Origin of the sequence: Hydrocarboniphaga sp. (assembly GCF_028291725.1) — a bacterium.
Taxonomy (GTDB): domain Bacteria; phylum Pseudomonadota; class Gammaproteobacteria; order Nevskiales; family Nevskiaceae; genus Hydrocarboniphaga.
The window spans coordinates 1-21,447 of the sequence record NZ_JAQGNT010000055.1; the positions used below are offsets into that span (position 1 = coordinate 1).

Genomic DNA, 21,447 nt, shown 5'->3' on the forward strand with positions numbered 1-21,447 from the left:
GGCGACACAAATAAAACCGATGGATTTCGGCCTGTGGCAAGGCGCAAACCACAGCAATAGCACCGCTATTGCGAGGATTTGCAACGCCGCCGCAGGTCGAAAGACGCGGTTTTATGTGCCGTCAAGCGTGCAACGGACCACTGGCCCATTCGGTCGGTAGATGCTGCTCTGCTACTTGATGGGATCACGGATGGGATCACGATTATTCAATCGTGATCCCATCGATTCCGTCACCGCCGCGCCTCCGTTGCCATGCGCAGCGCCAGGCCGCCCAGCACCAGGCCCATCAGCCAGCGCTGCACGCTGATCCAGGTCGGGCGCGTTGCCAGGAAAGCGGCGATCGAGCCGGCCATCAGGGCGATGACGCCGTTGACCAGCACGCTGATCGTGATCTGGGTGAAGCCGAGCACCAGGGATTGCAGCAGCACGCTGCCGCGCTCCGGTGCAATGAATTGCGGCAGCAGCGACAGGTACAGCACCGCGGCCTTGGGATTCAGCAGGTTGGTCACGAAGCCCATCACGAACAAGGTGCGCGGGCGGTCCTTCGGCAACTCGCGCAGGTGGAAAGGCGAGCGCCCGCCCGGCCTGAGCGTCTGCCATGCCAGGTACAGCAGATAGCAGGCGCCGCCGAAGCGCAGCAGCTCGTAGGCATAGGGCACGGCGATGATCAGCGCGGTGATGCCCAGCGCCGACAACACGATGTACACCGCGAACGCGAGCGCCACGCCGCCCAGTGAAATCAGCCCTGCGATGCGTCCCTGCGAGATCGAGCGGGAGATCAGGTAGATCATGTTCGGCCCCGGCGTCAGCACCATGCCGAGCGCGACCAGTGCAAACGAGATCCATGATGTCGATGTCGGCATTGCAAGATTTCCGGCGGAGTGCTTGAAGCGCAGATTGTGAAGTAGCCTCCGCTTCGATGCGCGGAATTTTGCCTGCAGTCACCGCGCCCGGGATTGGGCTTTGTCACGTCAAGTAACAGCCACGTGTGGCCTGCCATTCGCGTACGGCATTACATCGGCGGATGCGGGCGTGGCACCGAACTTGCGGCTTGGGTTTGCATCGCCTCGGCTGAGGGTGCGCCGCCGTTGCTGGCGGCCTGGCGCCCGCATAAAGAGAGAAGACCAGACCATGTCTCGTCCACTGAACAAGTCGCCGGCCAAGCCCGGCATGAACGGCTTGGTGCTGACCGCCGGCGGAGCGCGCGGTGCCTACCAGGCCGGCGTGCTCAAGCGCATCGGCGAGGTGCCGGGCCTGCGCGACAAGCCTTCGCCGTTCCCGATCATCGCCGGCGCCTCGGCCGGCGCGATCAATGGGGCGGCGATCGCGACCTTCTCGGACCACTTCGGCGAGGCCACCGAGCGGCTCGCCAAGCTGTGGTCGCAGCTGAAGATCACCGACGTGGTGCGCACCGATACGCGCGCACTGGTCGGCAACGTCGCCAGGATCGGCGCCGACTTCGCGTTCGGCGGTGTGACCGGCGCCGGCCGTACGCAGTCGCTGCTGGACGCATCGCCGCTGCTCAAGCTGCTGACGCGCTCGCTGCCGGCCAACGGCATCAGCGAGGCGATCGCCAAGGGCCACGTGTATGCGCTGGCGATCACCGCCACCGGCTATCACTCGGGCCGCGCGTTCACCTTCATCGAGGGCCGCGAAGGGCATCCGGTGTGGCAGAAGAGCCGCCGCGTCGCGCTGCCGGCGCGGATCACGCCGCGGCACGTCTGTGCGTCGGCGGCGATCCCGATCGTGTTCCAGCCGGTGCCGCTGGCCGCGGCCGGCGTCACCGCCTACTTCGGTGACGGTGCGATGCGGCTGACGACGCCGCTGAGCCCGGCGATCCGTCTGGGCGCGGACAAGCTGTTCGCGATCGGTATCCGCTCGCAGGCGGCGGCCGGCGATCTGCTGCGGGCGGAGATGGCGCCGGCGTCGGAGGGCGAGACGCTGCGGCGGCCGCCGCTGTCGCAGATCTGCGGCGTGTTTCTGAATGCGATCTTCCTGGATCATCTGGACGCGGATCTGGAGCATCTGACGCGCATGAACGAGCTGGTCGCCGCGTATCTGTCGGTGTCGCATCACGCGGCTCCGGTCGAAGTCAGCGAGCCGATGCGCATCGTGCATCCCTTGAGTGTGGCGCCGTCCGAAGATCTGGCGGTGGTCGCCAAGACGCTGGCGCACCGGATGCCGCGGACGATCCGCTACGCGATGGATGGCCTGGGTACGCCGGACGCGCAGAGCGCCGATCTGCTGAGCTATCTGCTGTTCGATTCGGCGTTCACGCGCGAGCTGATCGCCATCGGCTATCGCGATGCGAATGCGCGGATCGATGAAATCGAGGCGTTTCTGCGGGCTTGATCTTCTATCGTAGGTTGGGGTGAGCCTGCGAACCCCAACATCGGCGCGGGGGAAATGTTGGGGTTCGCTGCGCTCACCCCAACCTACGACGGCATCAGCCACAGCGTAGCCAAGGGCGGCAGATCCAGCACCAACGATTGCGCATGCCCATGCGCACCACCGGCATCGCTATGCACACCGCCGTTGTTACCCTGATTGGACCCGCCGTACATCGCCGCATCGGTATTCAGCAGCTCGCGCCAGTACCCGGCCTGCGGCACGCCGATGCGATAGCCGCGCCGCGCGACCGGCGTCAGGTTGCTGATCGCCAGTACCGGCGCCGCGTCACGAGAATCCCAGCGCAGGAAGGCCAGCACGCTGCTCTCGGCGTCGTTGGCGACCGCCCAGTCGAAACCCGCCGGTTCGCTGTCCTTCGCATGCAGCGCGCTCTGCGCCGCGTAGTGATGATTGAGATCGCGCACCAGGCGCTGCATGCCGCGATGCATGGGCTGATCGAGCAGGTCCCATTCGATTGAGCCGTCGTGATTCCACTCGCGCCACTGCGCAATCTCGCCGCCCATGAACATCAGCTTCTTGCCCGGATGCGCCCACATGAAGCCGTAATACGCGCGCAGGTTGGCAAACTTCTGCCAGGGATCGCCGGGCATCTTGCCGATCAGCGAGCCCTTGCCGTAGACGACTTCGTCGTGCGACAGCGGCAGCATGAAACGCTCGGAGAACGCGTAAATCAGGCCGAAAGTCATCGAATCGTAGTGCCAGCGGCGATAGATCGTGTCGGTCTCCATGAAGTGCAGCGTGTCGTGCATCCAGCCCATGTTCCATTTGTAGTTGAAACCCAGGCCGCCGTGTTCGACGGCGCCACTGACCTGGGGGAACGCGGTGGATTCTTCGGCGATCACCACCGCGCCCGGGCAGCGCTCGGTGACCAGGCGGTTCAGATCGCGCAGGAAGTCGATCGCCTCCAGGTTCTCGCGGCCGCCGTAGCGGTTCGGTATCCATTCGCCGGCCTTGCGCGAGTAGTCGCGATACAGCATCGACGCGACCGCGTCCACGCGCAGGCCGTCGACGTGATAGCGCTCCAGCCACTCGATCGCGGAGCCGAACAGGAAGTTGCGCACCTCGTTGCGGCCCAGGTTGTAGATCAGCGTGTTCCAGTCCTTGTGGAAGCCTTCGAGCGGATTGCCATGCTCGTAGCAGGCGCTGCCGTCGAACTGCGCGAGGCCGTGGCGGTCGCTCGGAAAATGCGCCGGCACCCAGTCCAGAAGCACGCCGATACCGGCCGCATGGCAGCGATCGACGAAGTGCCCGAAATCTTCCGGCCGGCCATGTCGCGCGGTCGGCGAGAACAGCCCCAGCGGCTGATAACCCCAGGAGCCGTAGAACGGATGTTCCATGATCGGCATCAGCTCGATATGCGTGAAGCCCATGTCGGCGACATAGGGCACGAGCCGATCGGCGAGCTCGTTCCAGTCCAGGCTGCGGCCGCCGTCCTCGCTGATGCGCAGCCACGAGCCGGTATGCATTTCGTAGACCGACAGCGGCGCATTGGCTGCCTGGCGTTGCTTACGCTGCGCCATCCAGGTGTCGTCGCTCCAGCGCAGCGGCCGCGGATCGCCGACCACCGAGGCGGTCGATGGCGGCAGCTCGCTGGCGCGCGCAACCGGATCGGCCTTGTCGACGCGCGTGCCGTCGCGCGTCAGCACCTCGTACTTGTAGACCGTGCCAGCGACGATGCCGGGGATGAACAGCTCCCAGACGCCAGCGCGATGGCGCATGCGCATCGCATGGCGCCGGCCGTCCCAGCTGTTGAAATCGCCGATCACCGACACGCGCCGCGCGTTCGGCGCCCACACGGCGAAGCGCGTACCGGCGATGCTGTCTATCGTCGTCGCATGCGCACCCAGCGTGTCCGCGTAATGCGGGTGACGGCCGTCGGCGAGCCGCTCCAGATCCTGCTCCGACAGCAGCGGCCCGAACGCATAAGCGTCGTCGGCGATCTGCATCGCGCCGTTCTGCCACTGGATGCGCAGCCGATAGGGCTCGTCGCGCGTCAGCGGACCGATGAAGTATCCATGCGGATGCCGCTGCTTCAGCTCGCCCAATGCGGAGCCGTCGCGGCGCGCAATCGCATGTACCGCGAGCGCGCCCGGCAACAGCGCGCTGACCAGCACGCGCGCGTGTTCGTCGCGATGCGGCCCGAGCAGTGCAAAGGGATCGCCGTGCCAGCCCTGCACCAGTGATTCCAGCGCCCCGATTTCGGGTAGCGGCACCGGCAGACTCAAGATCTGATCGCTAGCCATCGGGGCCTCGGCAGCGCGGCTGCTGCGAGCAAATGTGTGGATGGTGGAAGAACGGCTACTGGCCATGCTTGGGCGCTCCTGTGCTGCTGCTGGCAGTGAGCCGGTCGGCGAGCCGTGCCAGGCCGCGCACCGGCAGGCCGAGCCAGCCCGGCCGGTTGGCGGCCTCGTAGCCGACTTCGTACGCCGCCTTGTGCAGCAGGAACAGATCGAGCAGCGCAGTTTCGGTTTCGACCGAACTCCAGGGATGCGGACTGTGCGCGGCGACTTCGCGATACCGCGCCAGGAAGGCGCTCTCGCCGGCCACGGCGAAGCGCACCAGCAGCGCCTGTGCGCGATCGCGCGAGGCATCCACCGGCCGGTTCGGATCGCCGCGCGCTTCGAGCCCGGCGACCGACGCGATCGCATAGTCGAGCGAACGCAGCAGTCCGGCGACATCGCGCAGCGGCGTGGTCTTGCGGCGGCGTTCTTCCAGCGGCCGCTTCGGCTCGCCTTCAAAGTCGATGATGTAGCTGTCGCCCCTGGACACCAGCACCTGGCCCAGATGGAAATCGCCGTGGATGCGCGTGCACAGCGCATGTCCCTTGAGCCTGGCGGCGCCGCGCACCGATTTCAGGATTGCATCGCGCCGCGCGACCAGGCCGGCGGCGAGGTCGCGCGTGGTCTCATCCGGCCACTCCTTGCGCGCGGCGAGCAGGTCTAGCGCCGCGCTCAATTGCTCGGCCGCATCAAAGGCCCAGTGCTTGAAATCATCCGGCCCGGCCTGGGTGGGCGCGAAGTCGGCGTTGTCGCTCGGCTGTGACAGCGCCGCATGCAGCTCGGCAAGCCGCTGGCCGACGTTGGCGGCATAGGCGGCGTAGCCTTCGACGGCGGGATCGAGCTTGGCGGCGTTGTCATCGCCGCCGCTGACCGAAAACTCGTCGACGTTGCGGTGCAGGTAGTCGGTGACCCAGCGCCAGGCATCGCCCTCGTTGTACAGGTAGCCTTGCACGATCACCAGCGTGTTTTCGACACCGGTTTCGTCGATACGCACCACGTCGCCGAGCAGCGGCGCGGTGTTGGCGTAGCCGACTTCGGTCAGGTAGCGCGTCATCTCGGTTTCGGGATGAATGCCCGGTTCGATACGGCGCACCAGCTTGATCACCACCGCGTCGTTGACGGTCAACGAGCTGTTCGACTGCTCGGCCGACAGCCACTGGATCGGCGCGTCGTCGGCAATCTGCAGCTGCTGCATCCTCAACGTCGGGCGGAACATCAGGCGGCCATGCGCGGCGTTGCTGTCGGTGTCGATGCTTAAGGAATCACGCAGGCCGGCGAGCACGCCGCGAGCGAACGGCTCCAGCGAAAACGCATCGGTCAGAAAACCGACGCGGCGGCCGCGGCGCACGCGCGCCAGCGCCAGTTGCTGCGGCAGCGCCGGCAGCGTCGCGCTCTCCCAGGCGATGCCGACCGGCAGCGCGTAGCGAGCGGTTTCGCCGTCGGAAAATCTGACTTCGACCGTGGAAAATGCGACTTCGGTGCCGGGGATCGGCGCCAGGTAAAACACGCGCGCTTTGCTGATCCTGCGATCCTTGGCCGCGAACCAGCGCCGCATCGGCAGATACGCCGGCAATACTTCGCCCTCCAGCGTGCCGCGCAGGGGCTGGTTCAGAATTTCGGTCGGGCCGGCGCGCAACACGAAGGTCACCAACTCCGGCAGCGCTTCCGGCGGCCGCTGCCCCGCCAGCTGCAGGCCCTCGGACGCAGAAATCGAGAACCAGTAAAAACCATATGGCGGCAAGGTCAGCAGATAGCTGAGCTGGCCGATCGGCGGGAACGCGGTGCCGCCTAGCAGTTCCACCGGCGTGTGTCCGGCGAAGCTGGCCAGATCCAGCTCCACCGCCTGCGCGGCGCGCGACAGGTTAGCCACGCACAGCAGCGTCTCGTTTTCGTAGCAGCGGATATAGGCCAGGATCTTGCGATTGGCCGGCCGCAGGAAGCGGATCGCGCCGCGGCCGAAGGCCTGGTAGCGACGACGCACCGCGAGCATGCGCCGCGTCCAGTTCAACAGCGAATGTGGATCGCGTGACTGCGACTCGACGTTGACGACCTCGAAGCCATACAGCGAGCCCTGCAGCGCCGGCAGCACCATGCGCTCCGGATCGGCTTTCGAGAAACCGCCGTTGCGATCCGGCGTCCACTGCATCGGCGTGCGCACGCCGTCGCGGTCGCCGAGATGGATGTTGTCGCCCATGCCGATCTCGTCGCCGTAGTAGATCACCGGCGTGCCGGGCATCGACAGCAGCAGCGAATTCATCAGCTCGATGCGGCGGCGGTCTCGCTCCAGCAGCGGTGCCAGGCGGCGGCGGATGCCGAGATTCAAACGCGCGCGCCGCTCGGTGGCGTAAGTCGCCCACAAGTAATCGCGCTCCATGTCGGTGACCATCTCCAGCGTCAGCTCGTCGTGGTTGCGCAGAAAGATCGCCCACTGGCAGCCCTCGGGAATGTCCGGTGTCTGCCGCATGATGTCGATGATCGGGAAGCGATCTTCCTGCGCGATCGCCATATACATACGCGGCATCAGCGGAAAGTGGAAAGCCATGTGGCACTCATCGCCCTTTCCAGTTGGCGTGCCGGAGTCGGCTCTGCCGGGTTCGGCATGGCTGCGATCCACAACTCCACCGAAGTACTCCTGCACGTCTTCTGGCCACATATTGGCTTCGGCCAGCAGCATGCGGTTCGGATACTCGGCGTCGATGACCTTGCGGATCGTCTTCAGGATCTGGTGCGTCTCCGGCAGGTTTTCGTTGCTGGTGCCTTCGCGCTCGATCAGATACGGCACTGCGTCCAGACGCAGGCCATCGACGCCAAGATCGAGCCAGTGGCGCATCACGCTGAGCACCGCCTTCAGCACCGCCGGATTGTCGAAATTAAGATCCGGCTGATGCGAATAGAAGCGATGCCAGAAGTAGGCGTTGGCAACGGGATCCCAGGTCCAGTTGGATTTCTCGGTGTCGCAGAAAATGATGCGGGTCTCGCTGTACTTCTGATCGCTGTCGGACCAGACATAGAAGTCGCGCGCCGCCGAACCGGGCTTGGACGCACGCGCTTTCTGGAACCAGGGATGCTGGTCCGAGGTGTGGTTGATGACCAGCTCGGTGATCACGCGCAGGCCGCGCTTGTGCGCCTCGGCGATGAAATCGCGCGCATCGGCCATCGTGCCGTAATCGGCGTGCACGCCGCGGAACTCGGCGATGTCGTAGCCGTCGTCGCGCCGCGGGCTCGGATAGAACGGCAGCAGCCAGACCGTGTCGACGCCGAGGTCGGCGATGTAGCCGAGCTTGTCGATCAGGCCGCGAAAGTCGCCGATGCCGTCGTCGTTGGCGTCGAAGAACGACTTCACGTGGACCTGGTAGATCACCGCGTCGCGATACCAGTTCGGGTCGTCGCTGAGCGTCGATGGTTTCCTGCGCTGGGCGGGTTTCTTCTTCACCGCCGCTATTGCCGGAGACGAGTCATCGGCCATGGCGTTCTCCTGTTATAGGGGTGGAGCAGAACTCCGTTCCTCCCGAGTAGCTCACGCAGTGAGCGTATCGAGGGACGCATCGGCAGCGCGCGGTCCCTCGATACGCTCACAGAAATGCCTGGCGTGCGGGAGGAACGGGCTTTGATTGTTCTTTTGAACGTCACGCCTGTTCCACCCGCCATATCGCGAACGGACTCTCCGGCGTCAGCCGCAGATGCTGGATCTTGCCGTGCCACTGAAAGCGCTGGCCGTGGACCAGATCGTCCACCGCCAGCGTGCCGTGATCGGGCAGGCCGAAGTCCCACAGCGGAATTTCGAAGTCGGCTTCCTGCGCGTTATGCGGATCCAGGCTGACCGCGATCAGCAGCACGTCGGCGCGATCCGGCGTCGCCTTGCAGTAGTACAGGATCTGCTCGTTCCAGCAGTTCAGGAAGCTCAATCCCAGATGCGTCTGCAGCGCCGGATGCAGCTTGCGCACGCGGTTCAGCAGTGTGATCTCGCTGCTGATGTTGCCGGGGCGGTTCCAGTCCCAGACGCGGATCTGGTACTTCTCGGAATCGAGATATTCCTCCTTGCCCGGCAGCGCCGCGGCTTCGCATAGCTCGAAGCCGCTGTACACGCCCCACAGGCCCGACAGCGTGGCGGCGAGTGCGGCGCGGATCACGAAGCCGGCGCGGCCCGAGGTCTGCAGAAATACCGGATTGATGTCCGGCGTGTTGACGAAGAAATGCGGACGAAAATATTCGCGCATCTCGGTGTCGTTCAACTCGCTGAGGTACTCGCTCAACTCGGCCTTGGTGTTGCGCCAGGTGAAATAGGTGTAGCTCTGCGAGTAGCCGATCTTCGCCAGGCGCCGCATCAGCTTGGGCCGCGTGAACGCCTCGGCCAGGAACAGCGCGTCGGGATAGCGGCCGCGCACATCGGCGATCATCCACTTCCAGAACGGCAGCGGCTTGGTGTGCGGATTGTCGACGCGGAACAGGCGAATCCCCTCGGCGCACCAGAACAGCACCGCGTCGCGCAGCGCGACCCACAGCGCCGGCATCGCGCCTTCGCTGTAGAAATCGACGTTGACGATGTCCTCGTATTTCTTCGGCGGATTCTCGGCGTACTTGATCGTGCCGTCCGGCCGCCATGCGAACCAGTCCGGATGCTGTTTCAGCCAGGGGTGATCGGGCGAACACTGGATCGCGAAATCCAGCGCGATGGCCAGGCCGTGTTCCAGCGCGGCATCGCGCATCGCGCGGAAGTCGTCCAGTGTGCCGAGCCGCGGATCAATCGCGTCGAAGCCGCCCTCGCTGGCGCCGATCGCATACGGGCTGCCGGGGTCGTCAGGGCCCGCGGTCAGCGAATTGTTGCGGCCCTTGCGGTGGGTGCGGCCGATCGGATGGATCGGCGGGAAATACAGCACGTCGAAGCCCATGTCGCGCACGCGCGGCATTTGCGCGATCACGTCGCGGAACGTGCCGTGACGGTTTTCGTCGAAGCTCATCGAGCGTGGGAACAGCTCGTACCAGCTGGCGTAGCGCGCGCCGGGCGGCTCGGCGTCGACCACCAGCGCGGGCTCGTGACGCGCCGGGAACGCGCGCGTGTCGGCGATGCGCATCAGCGCCGTGGTCGTATCCGATACCAAGGTGTCGTAGCGCTGCTCGTCCTCAGTCAGCGTTTCCAGCAGTGCCGTCAGTTCCGCTGCGCTATCGCCACCGAGGCGCGCCGCCGCTTCCTCCAGCATGCGGATGCCTTCCCGCAGCTCGACACCGATGTCCATGCGCACTGCATGCTTCTTCTCGATCTCGTGCCGGTAACTGGCCCAGGCATCGCGCCAGGCCTCGACCGTGTACAGATGGCGGCCGAGCCGCTCCAGCGGGAACTCGCCGGCCCAGCGGTCGTTGCCGAGCGGGCGCATGCGCAGCTCACGCCATCGGGGCTCATCGGCCGGCCGCCACAGCAGCGCGACGGCAACGCTGTCGTGGCCGTCCATGAACGCATCGGCCTCGACCTCGACCAGATCGCCGACGATGCGCTTGACGTGGAAGTCGCCGCCGTCGACCGCCGGCGTGATCGCCTCGATCGCCACACGCGGCACTTTCAGCGCGGCCTCGATCGTGCGCTTGCTGCGCGTGATCGCCGGCGTCAGCACCGGCTTGGGCCGGCTGAGGCGGTAGAACTGCAGGTCACCACCGGCCAGCGTGATCGTCTGATCCAGCGCCAGCATGCCGGTCTCGGACGCGATGCTGCCCAGCCCGCCGGCATTGGCGCCCAGCAGCAGCGCCGGCAACAGCTCGGCGTCGTGGGCGAGGTCGGCGTTGGCGACGATCATCAGCGCGTCCGCGACCTGGCGCGGGTCGGCATCGCTGCGCAGCAGGGCCGCGATCCGGCCGCCGGCGCCGCTGAGCGGCACCAGCTTCGCCGGCTGGCGCAAGCGCGCTTCGCCGGCGATCCACCGGTTCAGCTGCGTGATTTCGGGCGACAGATCGAACAGCGCGTCGTGCTGCCACAAGCGGAAATCCTCGGGCGAACCCGAGGTCGGCGACAGCGCTTCGATCGCGCCATATTCAAAACCCATCGTCATCAGCCAGCCGCAGCCGCTGCCGACCGCGAGGCGCAGCGCGCGGCGCGCGGCACGCGGCGCGAGATCCGCGCGCGCCGCTCGCCGCGTCGCACGCGGCTCGAACGGCGCTTCGCAGGACGCGATCACCGGCGCGATGCGCGACAGTTTCTCGTGCTCCTGCAACAGCCAGTCGCCCTTGAAATCCCACCAGGCGGTCGAGCCGAACACCGCGTCGTAGGGCTGGCCGACCAGGCCGACGAGATCGTCCCAGGACAGGCCGGTGGTGGCAGCGAGAAAACGGCAGGGCGCGTAATCGCGAGCGCTACGCATCAGCGGCTCCATCAGCGTGCGCGGCACGCGCTGCGGCGTCTGCACGCAGACGCCGGCGATGCCCGCGTCGAGCCAGCTGTGGATGCGCGCACTCCAGTCGCTCAGCACTTCGCCGGCAACCCAGGGATCGTCGAGCCGCATCGCGCTCGCGCCCTGCCAGGGCAGCGGCCGGCGCGGATCGGGCGGATCGGTGGTGGTGTCGTGGGTCAGCCACGAAGCGTGCTCGCGGGCATAGCGGCCGCCGCTCGCGCTGCGGTCCGGCATCGCGTCGAGAATCACCGAAAGGCCGGCATCGCGCGCCGCGTCGGCGATGGTCTTCAGGCCCTGCCGGACGTCGCCGTCGAAAGCCAGTGCGGGATGCAGGCGCTCGTAGTCATCGGTCAGCCAGATCGTGCGGCCGGGCATGAACACCGAGGGCAGCAGCACATGATCGAAGCCGAGCCGGGCGATGCGCTGAAACTGCCGCGGCCATTCGCCGAGCGGCCCTGCCAGCAGCGGATGCAGGTAATAAATGCGGGGACAGAACGCCACGGAAACCTGGCTGCCGTCGGACATCGCCTGACCTCTCCTTGGTCATGCGCAGGTACGGCGGGCACCCGCGCGGAAACTACGGGCGCACAGTGACGGTGAGCTTTACTGCCTCACCGCTCTGATGTAGCTGACATCCGTAGTGGATTCCAAAGTACGCGCGGCATGCTGAACGTGCGGCGTACTGCGAGTGCGAATCGCGGTCAAGGACCGCTCCTACAGAAATCTTGCGCACCCTCGAATCCGCGACGGTAGGAGCGGACCTTGTCCGCGATGAAGACCGCGCTAAACCTGAAAATACTCCGGCCGCCCCGCGGTCCACAGCTCGCCCCAGAGCTTGCCGCCGCCGTCGACGGTCAGCACTTCGCCGGTGATGAAGCTGCCGCTGGACGCGCTCAGGTACACGCAGGCCTCGGCGATTTCCATCGCCGTGCCGGGCCGCTTCATCGGGTTGGCGCGCGGGAATTCCTTGCGCGCTTCCGGCGGGTAGACCTCGAGGCCTTCGGTCGCGGTCAGGCCCGGCGCGATGCAGTTGACGCGGATGTTCAGCGGCGCCCATTCCACCGCGACGGTGCGCGATGCGCCAATGATGCCGGCGCGCGCGGCGACGGTGTGCGCAACGCCCGGCATGCCGCGCTCGATGACCACCGCGATGTTGCAGATCGAGCCGGGCGTGGCGGTGTCGCGCCAGTACTGCGCGGCGCGCTGCATCATGTACCAGGTGCCGTTGAGGTTGTTGTTGATGACGGCGCTCCAGCCCTTGGGCGCGTAGTCGATCGCGTTCTGCGGGAACTGGCCGCCGGCGTTGTTGATGGTGCAGTCGAGCCGCCCGAATTCGTCGTGGATGCGTCTGAACAGCGCGTCGACCTGTTCGGGTTCGCGCACATTGGTCGGCACGCTGATCATCACAGCGCCGCGTGAGCGTGCGAAGTTCGTGACGACGTCGAGCTTCTCGGGCGTGCGGCCGCAGATCGCCACGCTCGCGCCGAGCCTCGCGAACAGCAGCGCCGTCGCGCGGCCGATGCCGCTGCCGCCGCCGGAGACCATCACCACTTTGCCGGCGAACAGGTCGGGGCGGTAGACGGTGTCGGCGGCCCAGAGTGCTTCGGGGGTGTTGGGATCTGTCATCGGCCATCACTTTGAATTCCCTCCACGCCTGCGGGGGAGGGCTAGCGTGTAGGTTGGGGTGAGCGCAGCGAACCCCAACATCGGCGCGGGCAAACTTTGGGGTTCGCTGCGCTCACCCCAACCTACTCGGCTCAGCTTGGGTGAGCTGATGATCAGCTGCGCAACAACTCCCCCGCGATGATCATCTTCCGCACTTCGGTGGTGCCGGCGCCGATCTCCAGCAGCTTGATCGAGCGATACAGCCGGTTGATTTCGCTCTCCCAGATGTAGCCGCTGCCGCCATGCACCTGCACCGCGTGGTTCAGCACCTTGTTCATGGTCTCGGCCACGTACATCACGCCGGCGGCGGTGAGCTTGTGGATGTCGCCGCGGCCGCCTTCGCCCTCGTCCACGGAATTCGCCGCGCGCAGCACCTGGTAGGTGAACACGCGCATCGATTCCACCCAGACGTACATCTCGGCGATCATCGACTGCACCATCTGAAATTCGGCGATCGGCTTGCCGAACTGCTTGCGCTGCTTGGCGTAGTCGATGGCCAGCTGCAGCGCGCGCTCGGCGATGCCCAGGCAGATCGGCGAAATCATCGCGCGCTCGAGGTCCAGGCCGGACATCACGATCTTGACGCCGCGGTTCTCGTCGCCGACCAGGTTCTCGGCCGGCACCCGGCATTCCTCGAACACCAGCTCCGCGGTCTGCGAGCCGCGGAAGCCCATCTTCTTCAGCTTCTGTGCGACCTTGAAGCCGGGAAAATCCTTCTCGATGATGAACGCGCTGATGCCCTGCGCGCCCTTGTCCTTGTCGGTCTTGGCGTAGACCAGCAGCACGTCGGCGACCGGGCCGTTGGTGATGTAGATCTTGCTGCCGTTCAAGTAGTAGTAGCCGCCATCCCGGCGCGCGGTGGTGCGCATCGAGCCCAGCGCGTCGGAGCCGGCGCCGGGTTCGGTCAGGCCGAGCGCGCCGATCGACGTGCCCTGGTTCATCGCCGGCAGATACTTTTTGCGCTGCGCGTCGTTGGCGTTGCGCAGCAGGTTGTTCATGCACAGGTTCTCGTGCGCAACCCAGGCCAGGCCCAGCGCATGGTTCCAGCGCGAGAACGCCTGCAGGATCAGGCCGGAGGTGAACACGTCCATGCCCGAGCCGCCGAATTCCTCGGGCGCGGTGACGCCGAAATAGCCGGTTGCGCCGATCTTCGGGAAGACGTCTTTCGGCCACCATTCCTCGTCGTCCATTCTCTGCGCGAGCGGATACAGCTCGGCCTGGGCGAAGCGGTCGGCATTGCTTAAGGTTTCCATCTCGTCGTTGCTCAGGCCGGAGAAGGCCTGCATCACGCTGATGCGTTCGGAAGAGGGCATGCGCTGATCGTCGGCCATGGTAAAACGATTAAGTGAGTCGGACTTACCAGCTAAGATAGAGAAGCCGCCGGGGCGGCCGCTTCGTCCAATCAGGTGAGAGCCCGGCAAGCCCCGGCGCATCGCGCTTCGAGTGTGTCGGAAACACCACACTGATGCCTCAGGCGCTAGCAGCCTGTCGGGCTTGGGAGATCGTAGCGAGGGTTTGGCCTGCTGTGTCCAAGCTGCGGGCGACGGAGGAGAATATCGAGTCATATTTGACGAGGGCGCCCGCAGTTTGGGCGCAGCGGGCCGAAGCCGCAGTAGATCTTGCCAAGCCCGACAGGCTGCTAGAGCGTGGGGAGTGTCGACGACCCGCAGCGCGGCAGGAGCGGTTCTTGCCCGCGTTATCTGCTGTGACACATCGTCCGACGAGAAGCCGACATGAACGAGCCGAGCCGCAAGCTGCTGGAGACCTATTACGCGCGATTCAATGCGCTCGACTGGGACGGGTTTCTGGAGCTGCTGACCGACGATGTCGTCCACGACATCAACCAGAGCGGCCGCGAGATCGGCCGCGAGGCTTTCCGCGAATTTCTCGAGCGCATGGACCGCAGCTATAGCGAACAGATCGTCGATCTGTCGATCACCACCAACGCCGACGGCTCGCGCGCCGCCGTCGAGTTCACCGTGCTGGGTGTCTACAAGAACACCGACGAGGGCCTGCCGCCGGCGACCGGCCAGACCTACAAGCTGCCGGCCGGCGCCTTCTTCGAGATCCGCGATGGCCGCGTCGCGCGCATCAGCAACTACTACAACCTGCAGGACTGGCTGAAGCAGGTGGGCGCTTAGCGATGGAGGGCCTGCGACTGGAGCGGCTCGGCGGCGCCGGGATTCTGCAGCGCATGGACGCGCTCGCCGCGCTGCGCATCCGCGTGTTCCGCGACTGGCCGTATCTGTACGAGGGCAGCGCCGAGTACGAGGCGCATTACCTGCAGGTTTATGTCGACTGCCCGCGCAGCCTGGCGGTGCTGGTCTGGGACGGCGGGCGCTGCGTTGGCGCGTCGACCTGCCTGCCGCTGGCGGATGCGCTGCCGGACATGCAACAGCCTTTCGTCGAGCACGGTATGGATCTTTCACGCATCGACTACTTCGGTGAATCGGTGCTGCTGCGCGAGTATCGCGGCCGCGGCGTCGGCGTCGAGTTCTTCAGGCAGCGCGAAGCGCATGCACGCGCGCAGGGGCTGCGCCTCTGCGCGTTCTGCTCGGTGGATCGCGATGCGGACGATGCGCGCAAGCCGGCGGACTACGTCGCCAACGATGCGTTCTGGAGCCATCGCGGCTATCGCCAGCAGCCGCAGATGCAGAGCCGTTTCTCGTGGCCGGATATCGGCGAGACCGGGTCGTCCGCCAAGCGCATGACGTTCTGGATGCGCGAGTTGCCGGCATGAGCGGCTTCATCGCGGCGACCTCCGCGTACCCGGTCAGCACGCCGGGCAGCTGGACCGAAGTGGAAGACCAGCTGTCGCTCTGGGTTGCCGAGGCGGCGGACAAGGCTGCGCAGCTGCTGGTATTCCCCGAGTACGCGGCGATGTCGCTGGCGGCGCTGTTCGGCGACCGGGTGCGCGGCGACCTGGCCGCGCAGCTGGACTCGCTGCAGAGCTTGCGCGATGACTACGTGTCGCTGCATCAGCGGCTCGCACAACGCCACGGCGTGCATATTCTCGCGGGCAGCTTTCCGTGGCGATGCGCGCCGGCAAGGTTTCACAACCGCGCCTGGCTGTGCACGCCGGATGGCGGCGCGAGCTACCAGGACAAGCAGATCATGACGCGCTTCGAGCGCGAGATCTGGGCGATCAGCAGCGGCGATCCGCAGCGGGTGTTCGATACCGCGCTCGGCAGGATCGGCGTTGCGATCTGCTACGACGCCGAGTTCCCGCTGCTGGCGCGTGCACAGGTCCAGGCCGGTGCCGAGATCCTGCTGGTGCCGTCGTGCACCGACGCGCTCGCCGGGTATCACCGCGTGCGCGTGGCGGCGCAGGCGCGGGCGCTGGAGTCGCAGTGCTATGTGCTGGTATCGCCGCTGGTGGGCGAGGCGGCGTGGTCACCGGCGATCGATGTGAATGTCGGCGCGGCCGGTGTGTACGGGCCGCCGGATCGCGGGTTTCCGGACGACGGCGTGGTCGCGCAGGGCGTGATCAACGCGCCGGGCTGGGTGTATGCGGAAATCGATCTGGATCTCGTGCGCAATGTACGCGCCAATGGACAGGTTCTGAACTACGCGCATTGGCCCGAGCAGGCCCCGTAGGTTGGGGTGAGCGCAGCGAACCCCAACATCGGCGCGGAACCATGTTGGGGTTCGCTGCGCTCACCCCAACCTACGATCAGCGCTCAGAACCACTCGTCCTGCATATCCAGCGCCGTGGTATCCATCGACGCCAGCAGATCCAGCATCGGCCCGATCTTCGGCAGTTCCCAGTTGAAGAAGTAGCGGCAGGCCTGCAGCTTGCCGCGATAGAAATCGTGATCGAAGTCGCCGGGCTCGGCGCGCTGCGCGACCAGCGCCTGCTCCAGCCAGATCCACGCGAGCACGGTGTGGCCGAAAGCCTCCAGGTACACGCTGGAATTGGCCAGCGTGCGCCGTGGATCGCCGTCCGCCCACAGCCGCTGCGTGACCACCGCGACGTTTTGCAGCGACTCGCCCAGCTCTTTTGCATAGCCTGCCAGCGCCGGCACCGCGGCGGCCGCCTTGGCAGTCTTCTGCACCACGTCGCCGAGCGCCTTCAGCGCCGCGCCCTGCTGCATCACCACCTTGCGCCCGAGCAGGTCCAGGCCCTGCACGCCGTGCGTGCCCTCGTGGATCGGGTTCAAACGATTGTCGCGATAGAACTGCTCGACGTTGTAGTCGCGCGTATAGCCGTAGCCGCCGTGCACCTGGATCGCGAGGCTGTTCGCCTCCAGGCACCACTGCGAGGGCCAGCTCTTGGCGATCGGCGTCAGGATCTCCAGCAGCAGCGTCACGCGCTCGCGTTCCGCCGCATCTTCGGTATTGCGCTGCTCGTCGACCAGCAGCGAGCAATACAGGTTCAAGGCCAGCGCGCCTTCGACATAGGCCTTCTGCGCCAGCAGCATCCGGCGCACATCGGCATGCTCGATGATGCGCAGCGGCGGCGAGGTCGCCTCCTTGCCGGTGCCGGTGACGACGCGGCCCTGCAGTCGTGTCCGGGCATATTCCAGCGAGTGCAGATAACCGGTGTAGCCGAGCATCGTTGCGCCCAGGCCGACGCCGATGCGCGCCTCGTTCATCATGTGGAACATGCAGGCCAGGCCGCGATGCTTTTCGCCAATCAGATAGCCGATTGCTCCCGCTTTGCCGCCGGGCTTGTGGCGCCTGCCCTCGCCGAAATTGAGCAGGCAGTTGGTGGTGCCGCGATAGCCCATCTTGTGATTCAGGCCGGCGAGCACGACGTCGTTGTGTTCGCCCAGCGAGCCGTCCGCGTTGACCAGCACCTTCGGCACCACGAACAGCGAAATGCCTTTGACGCCGGGGATCAGCTTGCCGCTGTCGTCCGGCACTTTGGCGAGCACCAGATGCACGATGTTGTCGCTCAGCTGATGCTCGCCGCCGGAGATCCACATCTTGTTGCCGGTCAGCCGGTACTGCGCGCCGAGTGCGCTGTCGCCGTCGAATTCGGCGCGGGTGGCGACGTCGCTCAGCGATGATCCGGCCTGCGGTTCCGACAGGCACATGGTGCCGAAGAACCGGCCCTCGAATTCGGGTTTGACGAAGGCGTGAATCTGCGCCGGCGTGCCGTGCTTGAGCAGCGTATTGGCGTTGCCGATGGTCAGGAACGGGTAGGCCGAGGTGCCGGCATTGGCGCCGACGAAGTACGCGAACGAGGCCTTCTCCACCACCGTCGGCAACTGCATGCCGCCGTTGTCGAGATCCTGCGCGGCCGCCATCAGGCCGGCCTCGCTGTAGGCGTCCAGCGCGGCTTTCACTTCCGGGATGATGTGCACGCGCTCGCCGTCGAAGTGCGGCTCGTTTTGGTCGTTCTTCTTGTTGTGCGTCGCGAACAACTCGGTGGCGATGCGCTCGCTGGTGTCGAGCACCGCGTCGAAAGTTTCACGCGCGTGATCGGCGTAGCGCGGATAGCGCGTCAGCGTCTCGACGTTCAGCCATTCGTAGAGCAGGAAATCGAGATCGCGGCGGGAGAGGATCAGGGACATGGGGCAAGGATAACGCGATGCCCCTGTCCCAGGTGCAAGCCGCGGCTTCCGCGGCCCCGGCTGCTGCGAAGACCGCGTGCTGACGGGTGGGACCGTCTGTCGCCAGTAAGCTGGCTCCTACACCGGAAGGCTTAAGTTGGTGCCATCATTCGCCTCGGAATCGAGTCCACAAAATGACGGCCGGTCTTCCGCCGCGCCGTGCAGCAGTACCCGCTGTACCGAGGAGGAGAGCCTCATGAAGACCCGAATGCTGCGCAAGCTGTTGATCCTGTGCGCGCCGCTGTACGCGGCTGCAGCGCTGCCGGTCGCGCCGACCAGCTGGGCTCAGGACGGCAATCTGGGCCCGGCGTTCCGTGTCGACGCGGTCGGCTCCTCTGGGATCGGCAGCCTCGTCGACAGCGCGCGCGATGCGGCCGGCAACAGCGTGATCGTGTGGCAGCGCATTGACGCAAATGCGCCGGGAATCTATGCGCGCGCCTATGACGCCAGCGGTGTCGCGCTGAGTCCGGAGATCAAGCTTGCATTGACCGATGGCTGGCCGTCCGTGGCGATGCTGCCCGGCGGCCGCTACGTCGTCAGCTGCAGCAGCTACGACGACGCTATGCGGCGCTACCACATCCAGGCTCAGCAATATGCGCTCGACGGAACCGCCGTGAGCGGTGTCATTGAGGTCGCGTCTTACGCCAGGACCGGCAATTTGGTGGCTTATGCGGCGGCGCCGGTCGCCAGCGATGCGGCGGGCAATTTCGTCGTCGTCTGGAATCACGCTTCGGCGACGCAGATCGGCAGCAGCATGGCAACGGTCTTCGGTGGTTTCAGCACCAACAATCTGGATGCGCGGCGTTACGGCAGCGACGGTGTTGCCAAAGGCGCGGCTTTCCGCGCCGGCTCCGATTTGCCGGACCTCAGCCCGCTCGGCCTTTACGGCAATAGCGTCCCGGTGCTGGCGATGAATGCGAGCGGCGCGTTCGTCGTCGCATGGTCCAGCAACGGCCTGTATCGCAATACCATCGAGTATCAGCGTTTCGACGCCGCCGGCCGCGCGCTGGGGCTCAAACGGCAGGCCAATCCCAATGCCGACGCACAGCCCTATGCGCCTGCGGTTGCGATCGACGATGCCGGTGATTTCGTGATCGGCTGGGCCTTGGCCGAAGGCGCGCCAGGGGCTGCGGCCCACGTCGGCGTGCAGCGCTTCGCTGCCGACGGCAAGCCGCAAGCTTCGCCGTTGAACGCCTACGCCAGCAGCGGAGACTACGGGATTCGCGGCGTCACGCTGGGCATGCAGCCCGGCGGCGAAATCATCGTCGGCTGGTCCAAGAATTCGCTAGCGGGCGACGCTGCCGTCGAGGCGCAGCGCTACGACGTGGCCGGCGTCGCCGCCGACAACCGCATCGCCGTTGCCGCTCTGTCGGAAGGATATCTGATGACACCGGCGGTCGCGATCGACGGCAATGGCGACTTCGTGCTGGCCTGGGCGCAGAACCCGATGCGTTCTGGCGACTTTGGCGTCTACGCGCGGCTGTATCGCGGGCCGTAGCGCGTCAGCGCTGCGGCAGTTCGTTGCGCTGCATCTCCAGCGCGTCCATGTTGTCGGGCAGCCGGCGCGCCTGCTGTACCAGGGCCTCGGTGATCGGCTTGTAGCCGGGCGCGGGTTTGTTGATCACTTCGGCGACATAGCGGATTACCTCGACGATCTGCTGATCGGTAAAGCGGATGCCGAAGCGCGGCATCAGGCCGTAATAGAACTTGTCGCCGACCAGCACCGTGCCATACGGTCCGAAAATGATGGCGTGAGCCACGTACAGCTGGCCTTCGCGCGTCGCCAGCCATTCGCTCAGGCCGATCAGCGGCGGGAAGCCGTTGCCGGCGGCATCTTCGCCCCCGCGGCCCTTGCCGTCGGGCAGATGGCAGACCGCGCAGCGGTCGTTGTAGATCTGCCGGCCGACGGTCGAGGTGTAGATCACGCGATTGGTTTTCTTCTGCGCGAACACGTCGGCCGGCTGCAGGCTCAGCAGCAGCAGGCCAGCCAGCAGTGCGGACTTGCGGCGTCTCATCGCGCGTACCTCGTCAGCGTGCCGCGGAACCCGGGGTTCGTAGGGCGCGGCGCCTTGTGCAGGCGTCTGTTGTTCGGGAGGGCAACTGGTCAGGCAATAAGCAAGCCAGCAAGGTCTGAAGTTCAGGTACCGTGCAGGCATGGCCACCGAATCCTCACGCAATCGGGTTATCTACGCGGCGCTTGCCGGCAATCTGCTGATCGCGATCACCAAGTTCATCGCGGCCGGCATCACCGGCAGCTCGGTGATGCTCAGTGAAGGCATCCACTCGCTGGTGGATACCGGCAACGAGCTGCTGCTGCTGTACGGGCTCAAGCGCTCGCGCCTGCCGCCGGATCGCTTCCATCCGCTGGGCTACGGCCGCGAACTGTACTTCTGGAGCTTCATCGTCGCGCTGCTGGTGTTCTCGATCGGCGCCGGCGTGTCGTTCTACGAGGGTGTGTCGCATCTGCTGAAGCCGACGCCGCTGGAAAGCGTCACTGCCGCGTATGTCGTGTTGGCGATCTCCTTCGTGTTCGAAGCTGCCTCGTGGATCGTCGCGATGCGCGAGTTCCGCGCGTCCAAGGGCAAGGCCGGCTACCTGGAGGCGGCGCGCGCCAGCAAGGACCCCAGCGTGTTCAGCGTGCTGTTCGAGGACAGCGCCGCGCTGCTGGGCCTGTGCGTCGCGTTCGTCGGCATCACCGCCGCGCACCAGCTCGATATGCCGCGGCTCGACGGCCTGGCCTCGATCGGTGTCGGCCTGATTCTCAGCGTCACCGCGATGTTCCTGGCGCGCGAGAGCAAGGAGCTGCTGATCGGCGAACCGGCACTGGCGGCAGTACAGGAATCGCTGCTGAAGATCGCCAATGACGATCCCTCGATCCTGCATGCCAATGGCGCGATCACTTCGCACTTGTCGCCGTCGCAGATCTTCGTCGCGCTCAGCGCCGAATTCTGCGACGGCCTGACGACCGATCAGATCGAATGCACCGTCAACCGGCTGGAGGCGAAGATCCGCGAACAGCATCCCGACATCGGCATGCTGTTCATCAAGCCGCAGTCGCGCGCGATGTGGGAGTCGCGACAGCAGCGCGTGCCGCCGCCGGCGAGCAGGGTCACTACGTAGCGCCCGTAGGTCGGCAATCCCTTGCCGACGTGAGGCCCC

Annotated in this window: 14 protein-coding genes; 6 read left to right on the forward strand and 8 right to left on the reverse strand. The window is 66.0% G+C overall.

All coding sequences use genetic code 11. The annotated features are described in order from the left end of the window. Positions 1-230: 230 nt before the first annotated feature. On the reverse strand, positions 231-863 hold the full coding sequence (locus JWQ90_RS15045) for a LysE family translocator (RefSeq protein WP_299695658.1): 633 nt from the start codon (positions 861-863) through the stop codon (positions 231-233). 268 nt (positions 864-1,131) lie between these two features. Between JWQ90_RS15045 and JWQ90_RS15050 the strand changes: the two genes are divergently transcribed. Further along, entirely contained in the window at positions 1,132-2,352 is a 1,221-nt protein-coding gene (locus tag JWQ90_RS15050) for a patatin-like phospholipase family protein (protein ID WP_299695659.1), read from the forward strand. Positions 2,353-2,435: 83 nt separating this feature from the next. On the opposite strand, the gene glgB is transcribed toward JWQ90_RS15050, so the two are convergent. The 5 genes from glgB to JWQ90_RS15075 form a co-directional block, all read right to left on the reverse strand. Further along, positions 2,436-4,652: a 1,4-alpha-glucan branching protein GlgB gene (gene glgB / locus JWQ90_RS15055; protein WP_299695660.1), complete on the reverse strand. Its 2,217-nt coding sequence runs from the start codon at positions 4,650-4,652 to the stop codon at positions 2,436-2,438. A gap of 55 nt (positions 4,653-4,707) precedes the next feature. Beyond that, positions 4,708-8,154 (reverse strand): maltose alpha-D-glucosyltransferase, encoded by a 3,447-nt coding sequence (treS, locus tag JWQ90_RS15060; protein WP_299695661.1) that lies wholly within the window; start codon positions 8,152-8,154, stop codon positions 4,708-4,710. Between the two features lie 160 nt (positions 8,155-8,314). Next, positions 8,315-11,590, reverse strand: a complete 3,276-nt coding sequence (locus tag JWQ90_RS15065) for an alpha-1,4-glucan--maltose-1-phosphate maltosyltransferase (RefSeq protein WP_299695662.1) — start codon at positions 11,588-11,590, stop codon at positions 8,315-8,317. A gap of 258 nt (positions 11,591-11,848) precedes the next feature. Further along, entirely contained in the window at positions 11,849-12,691 is an 843-nt protein-coding gene (locus JWQ90_RS15070) for an SDR family oxidoreductase (RefSeq protein WP_299695663.1), read from the reverse strand. A gap of 152 nt (positions 12,692-12,843) precedes the next feature. After that, a complete protein-coding gene (locus JWQ90_RS15075) occupies positions 12,844-14,043 on the reverse strand; it encodes an acyl-CoA dehydrogenase family protein (protein ID WP_299695664.1) in 1,200 nt (399 codons plus the stop codon). 420 nt (positions 14,044-14,463) lie between these two features. On the opposite strand from JWQ90_RS15075, the gene JWQ90_RS15080 reads away from it, so the two are divergent. Genes JWQ90_RS15080 through JWQ90_RS15090 form a run of 3 tightly spaced genes read left to right on the forward strand, consistent with a single transcriptional unit; the run spans position 14,464 to position 16,327 of the window. Continuing rightward, a complete protein-coding gene (locus JWQ90_RS15080) occupies positions 14,464-14,871 on the forward strand; it encodes a ketosteroid isomerase-related protein (RefSeq protein WP_299695665.1) in 408 nt (135 codons plus the stop codon). Positions 14,872-14,873: 2 nt separating this feature from the next. Then, positions 14,874-15,470, forward strand: a complete 597-nt coding sequence (locus tag JWQ90_RS15085; RefSeq protein ID WP_299695666.1) for a GNAT family N-acetyltransferase — start codon at positions 14,874-14,876, stop codon at positions 15,468-15,470. After that, a complete protein-coding gene (locus JWQ90_RS15090; RefSeq protein ID WP_299695667.1) occupies positions 15,467-16,327 on the forward strand; it encodes a carbon-nitrogen hydrolase family protein in 861 nt (286 codons plus the stop codon). Before JWQ90_RS15085 ends, JWQ90_RS15090 begins: the two co-directional genes overlap by 4 nt. 83 nt (positions 16,328-16,410) lie before the next feature. Here JWQ90_RS15090 and JWQ90_RS15095 read toward each other — a convergent pair whose 3' ends face one another. Then, entirely contained in the window at positions 16,411-18,249 is a 1,839-nt protein-coding gene (locus tag JWQ90_RS15095; protein WP_299695668.1) for an acyl-CoA dehydrogenase, read from the reverse strand. 235 nt (positions 18,250-18,484) lie between these two features. Between JWQ90_RS15095 and JWQ90_RS15100 the strand changes: the two genes are divergently transcribed. Continuing rightward, complete coding sequence (locus JWQ90_RS15100; RefSeq protein WP_299695669.1) at positions 18,485-19,786, forward strand: hypothetical protein; 1,302 nt, start codon at positions 18,485-18,487, stop codon at positions 19,784-19,786. 4 nt (positions 19,787-19,790) lie between these two features. On the opposite strand, the gene JWQ90_RS15105 is transcribed toward JWQ90_RS15100, so the two are convergent. Beyond that, positions 19,791-20,303, reverse strand: a complete 513-nt coding sequence (locus JWQ90_RS15105) for a cytochrome c (protein WP_299695670.1) — start codon at positions 20,301-20,303, stop codon at positions 19,791-19,793. 139 nt (positions 20,304-20,442) lie between these two features. Between JWQ90_RS15105 and JWQ90_RS15110 the strand changes: the two genes are divergently transcribed. Further along, positions 20,443-21,408: a cation diffusion facilitator family transporter gene (locus JWQ90_RS15110; RefSeq protein WP_299695671.1), complete on the forward strand. Its 966-nt coding sequence runs from the start codon at positions 20,443-20,445 to the stop codon at positions 21,406-21,408. Positions 21,409-21,447: the final 39 nt, after the last annotated feature.

Bases quoted from the DNA above. Each gene is read 5' to 3' on its own strand.
- JWQ90_RS15045 (WP_299695658.1), bottom strand. From the start codon at position 863: ATGCCGACATCGACATCATGGATCTCGTTTGCACTGGTCGCGCTCGGC.
- JWQ90_RS15050 (WP_299695659.1), top strand. From the start codon at position 1,132: ATGTCTCGTCCACTGAACAAGTCGCCGGCCAAGCCCGGCATGAACGGC.
- glgB (WP_299695660.1), bottom strand. From the start codon at position 4,652: ATGGCTAGCGATCAGATCTTGAGTCTGCCGGTGCCGCTACCCGAAATC.
- treS (WP_299695661.1), bottom strand. From the start codon at position 8,154: ATGGCCGATGACTCGTCTCCGGCAATAGCGGCGGTGAAGAAGAAACCC.
- JWQ90_RS15065 (WP_299695662.1), bottom strand. From the start codon at position 11,590: ATGTCCGACGGCAGCCAGGTTTCCGTGGCGTTCTGTCCCCGCATTTAT.
- JWQ90_RS15070 (WP_299695663.1), bottom strand. From the start codon at position 12,691: ATGACAGATCCCAACACCCCCGAAGCACTCTGGGCCGCCGACACCGTC.
- JWQ90_RS15075 (WP_299695664.1), bottom strand. From the start codon at position 14,043: ATGCCCTCTTCCGAACGCATCAGCGTGATGCAGGCCTTCTCCGGCCTG.
- JWQ90_RS15080 (WP_299695665.1), top strand. From the start codon at position 14,464: ATGAACGAGCCGAGCCGCAAGCTGCTGGAGACCTATTACGCGCGATTC.
- JWQ90_RS15085 (WP_299695666.1), top strand. From the start codon at position 14,874: ATGGAGGGCCTGCGACTGGAGCGGCTCGGCGGCGCCGGGATTCTGCAG.
- JWQ90_RS15090 (WP_299695667.1), top strand. From the start codon at position 15,467: ATGAGCGGCTTCATCGCGGCGACCTCCGCGTACCCGGTCAGCACGCCG.
- JWQ90_RS15095 (WP_299695668.1), bottom strand. From the start codon at position 18,249: ATGTCCCTGATCCTCTCCCGCCGCGATCTCGATTTCCTGCTCTACGAA.
- JWQ90_RS15100 (WP_299695669.1), top strand. From the start codon at position 18,485: ATGAAGACCCGAATGCTGCGCAAGCTGTTGATCCTGTGCGCGCCGCTG.
- JWQ90_RS15105 (WP_299695670.1), bottom strand. From the start codon at position 20,303: ATGAGACGCCGCAAGTCCGCACTGCTGGCTGGCCTGCTGCTGCTGAGC.
- JWQ90_RS15110 (WP_299695671.1), top strand. From the start codon at position 20,443: ATGGCCACCGAATCCTCACGCAATCGGGTTATCTACGCGGCGCTTGCC.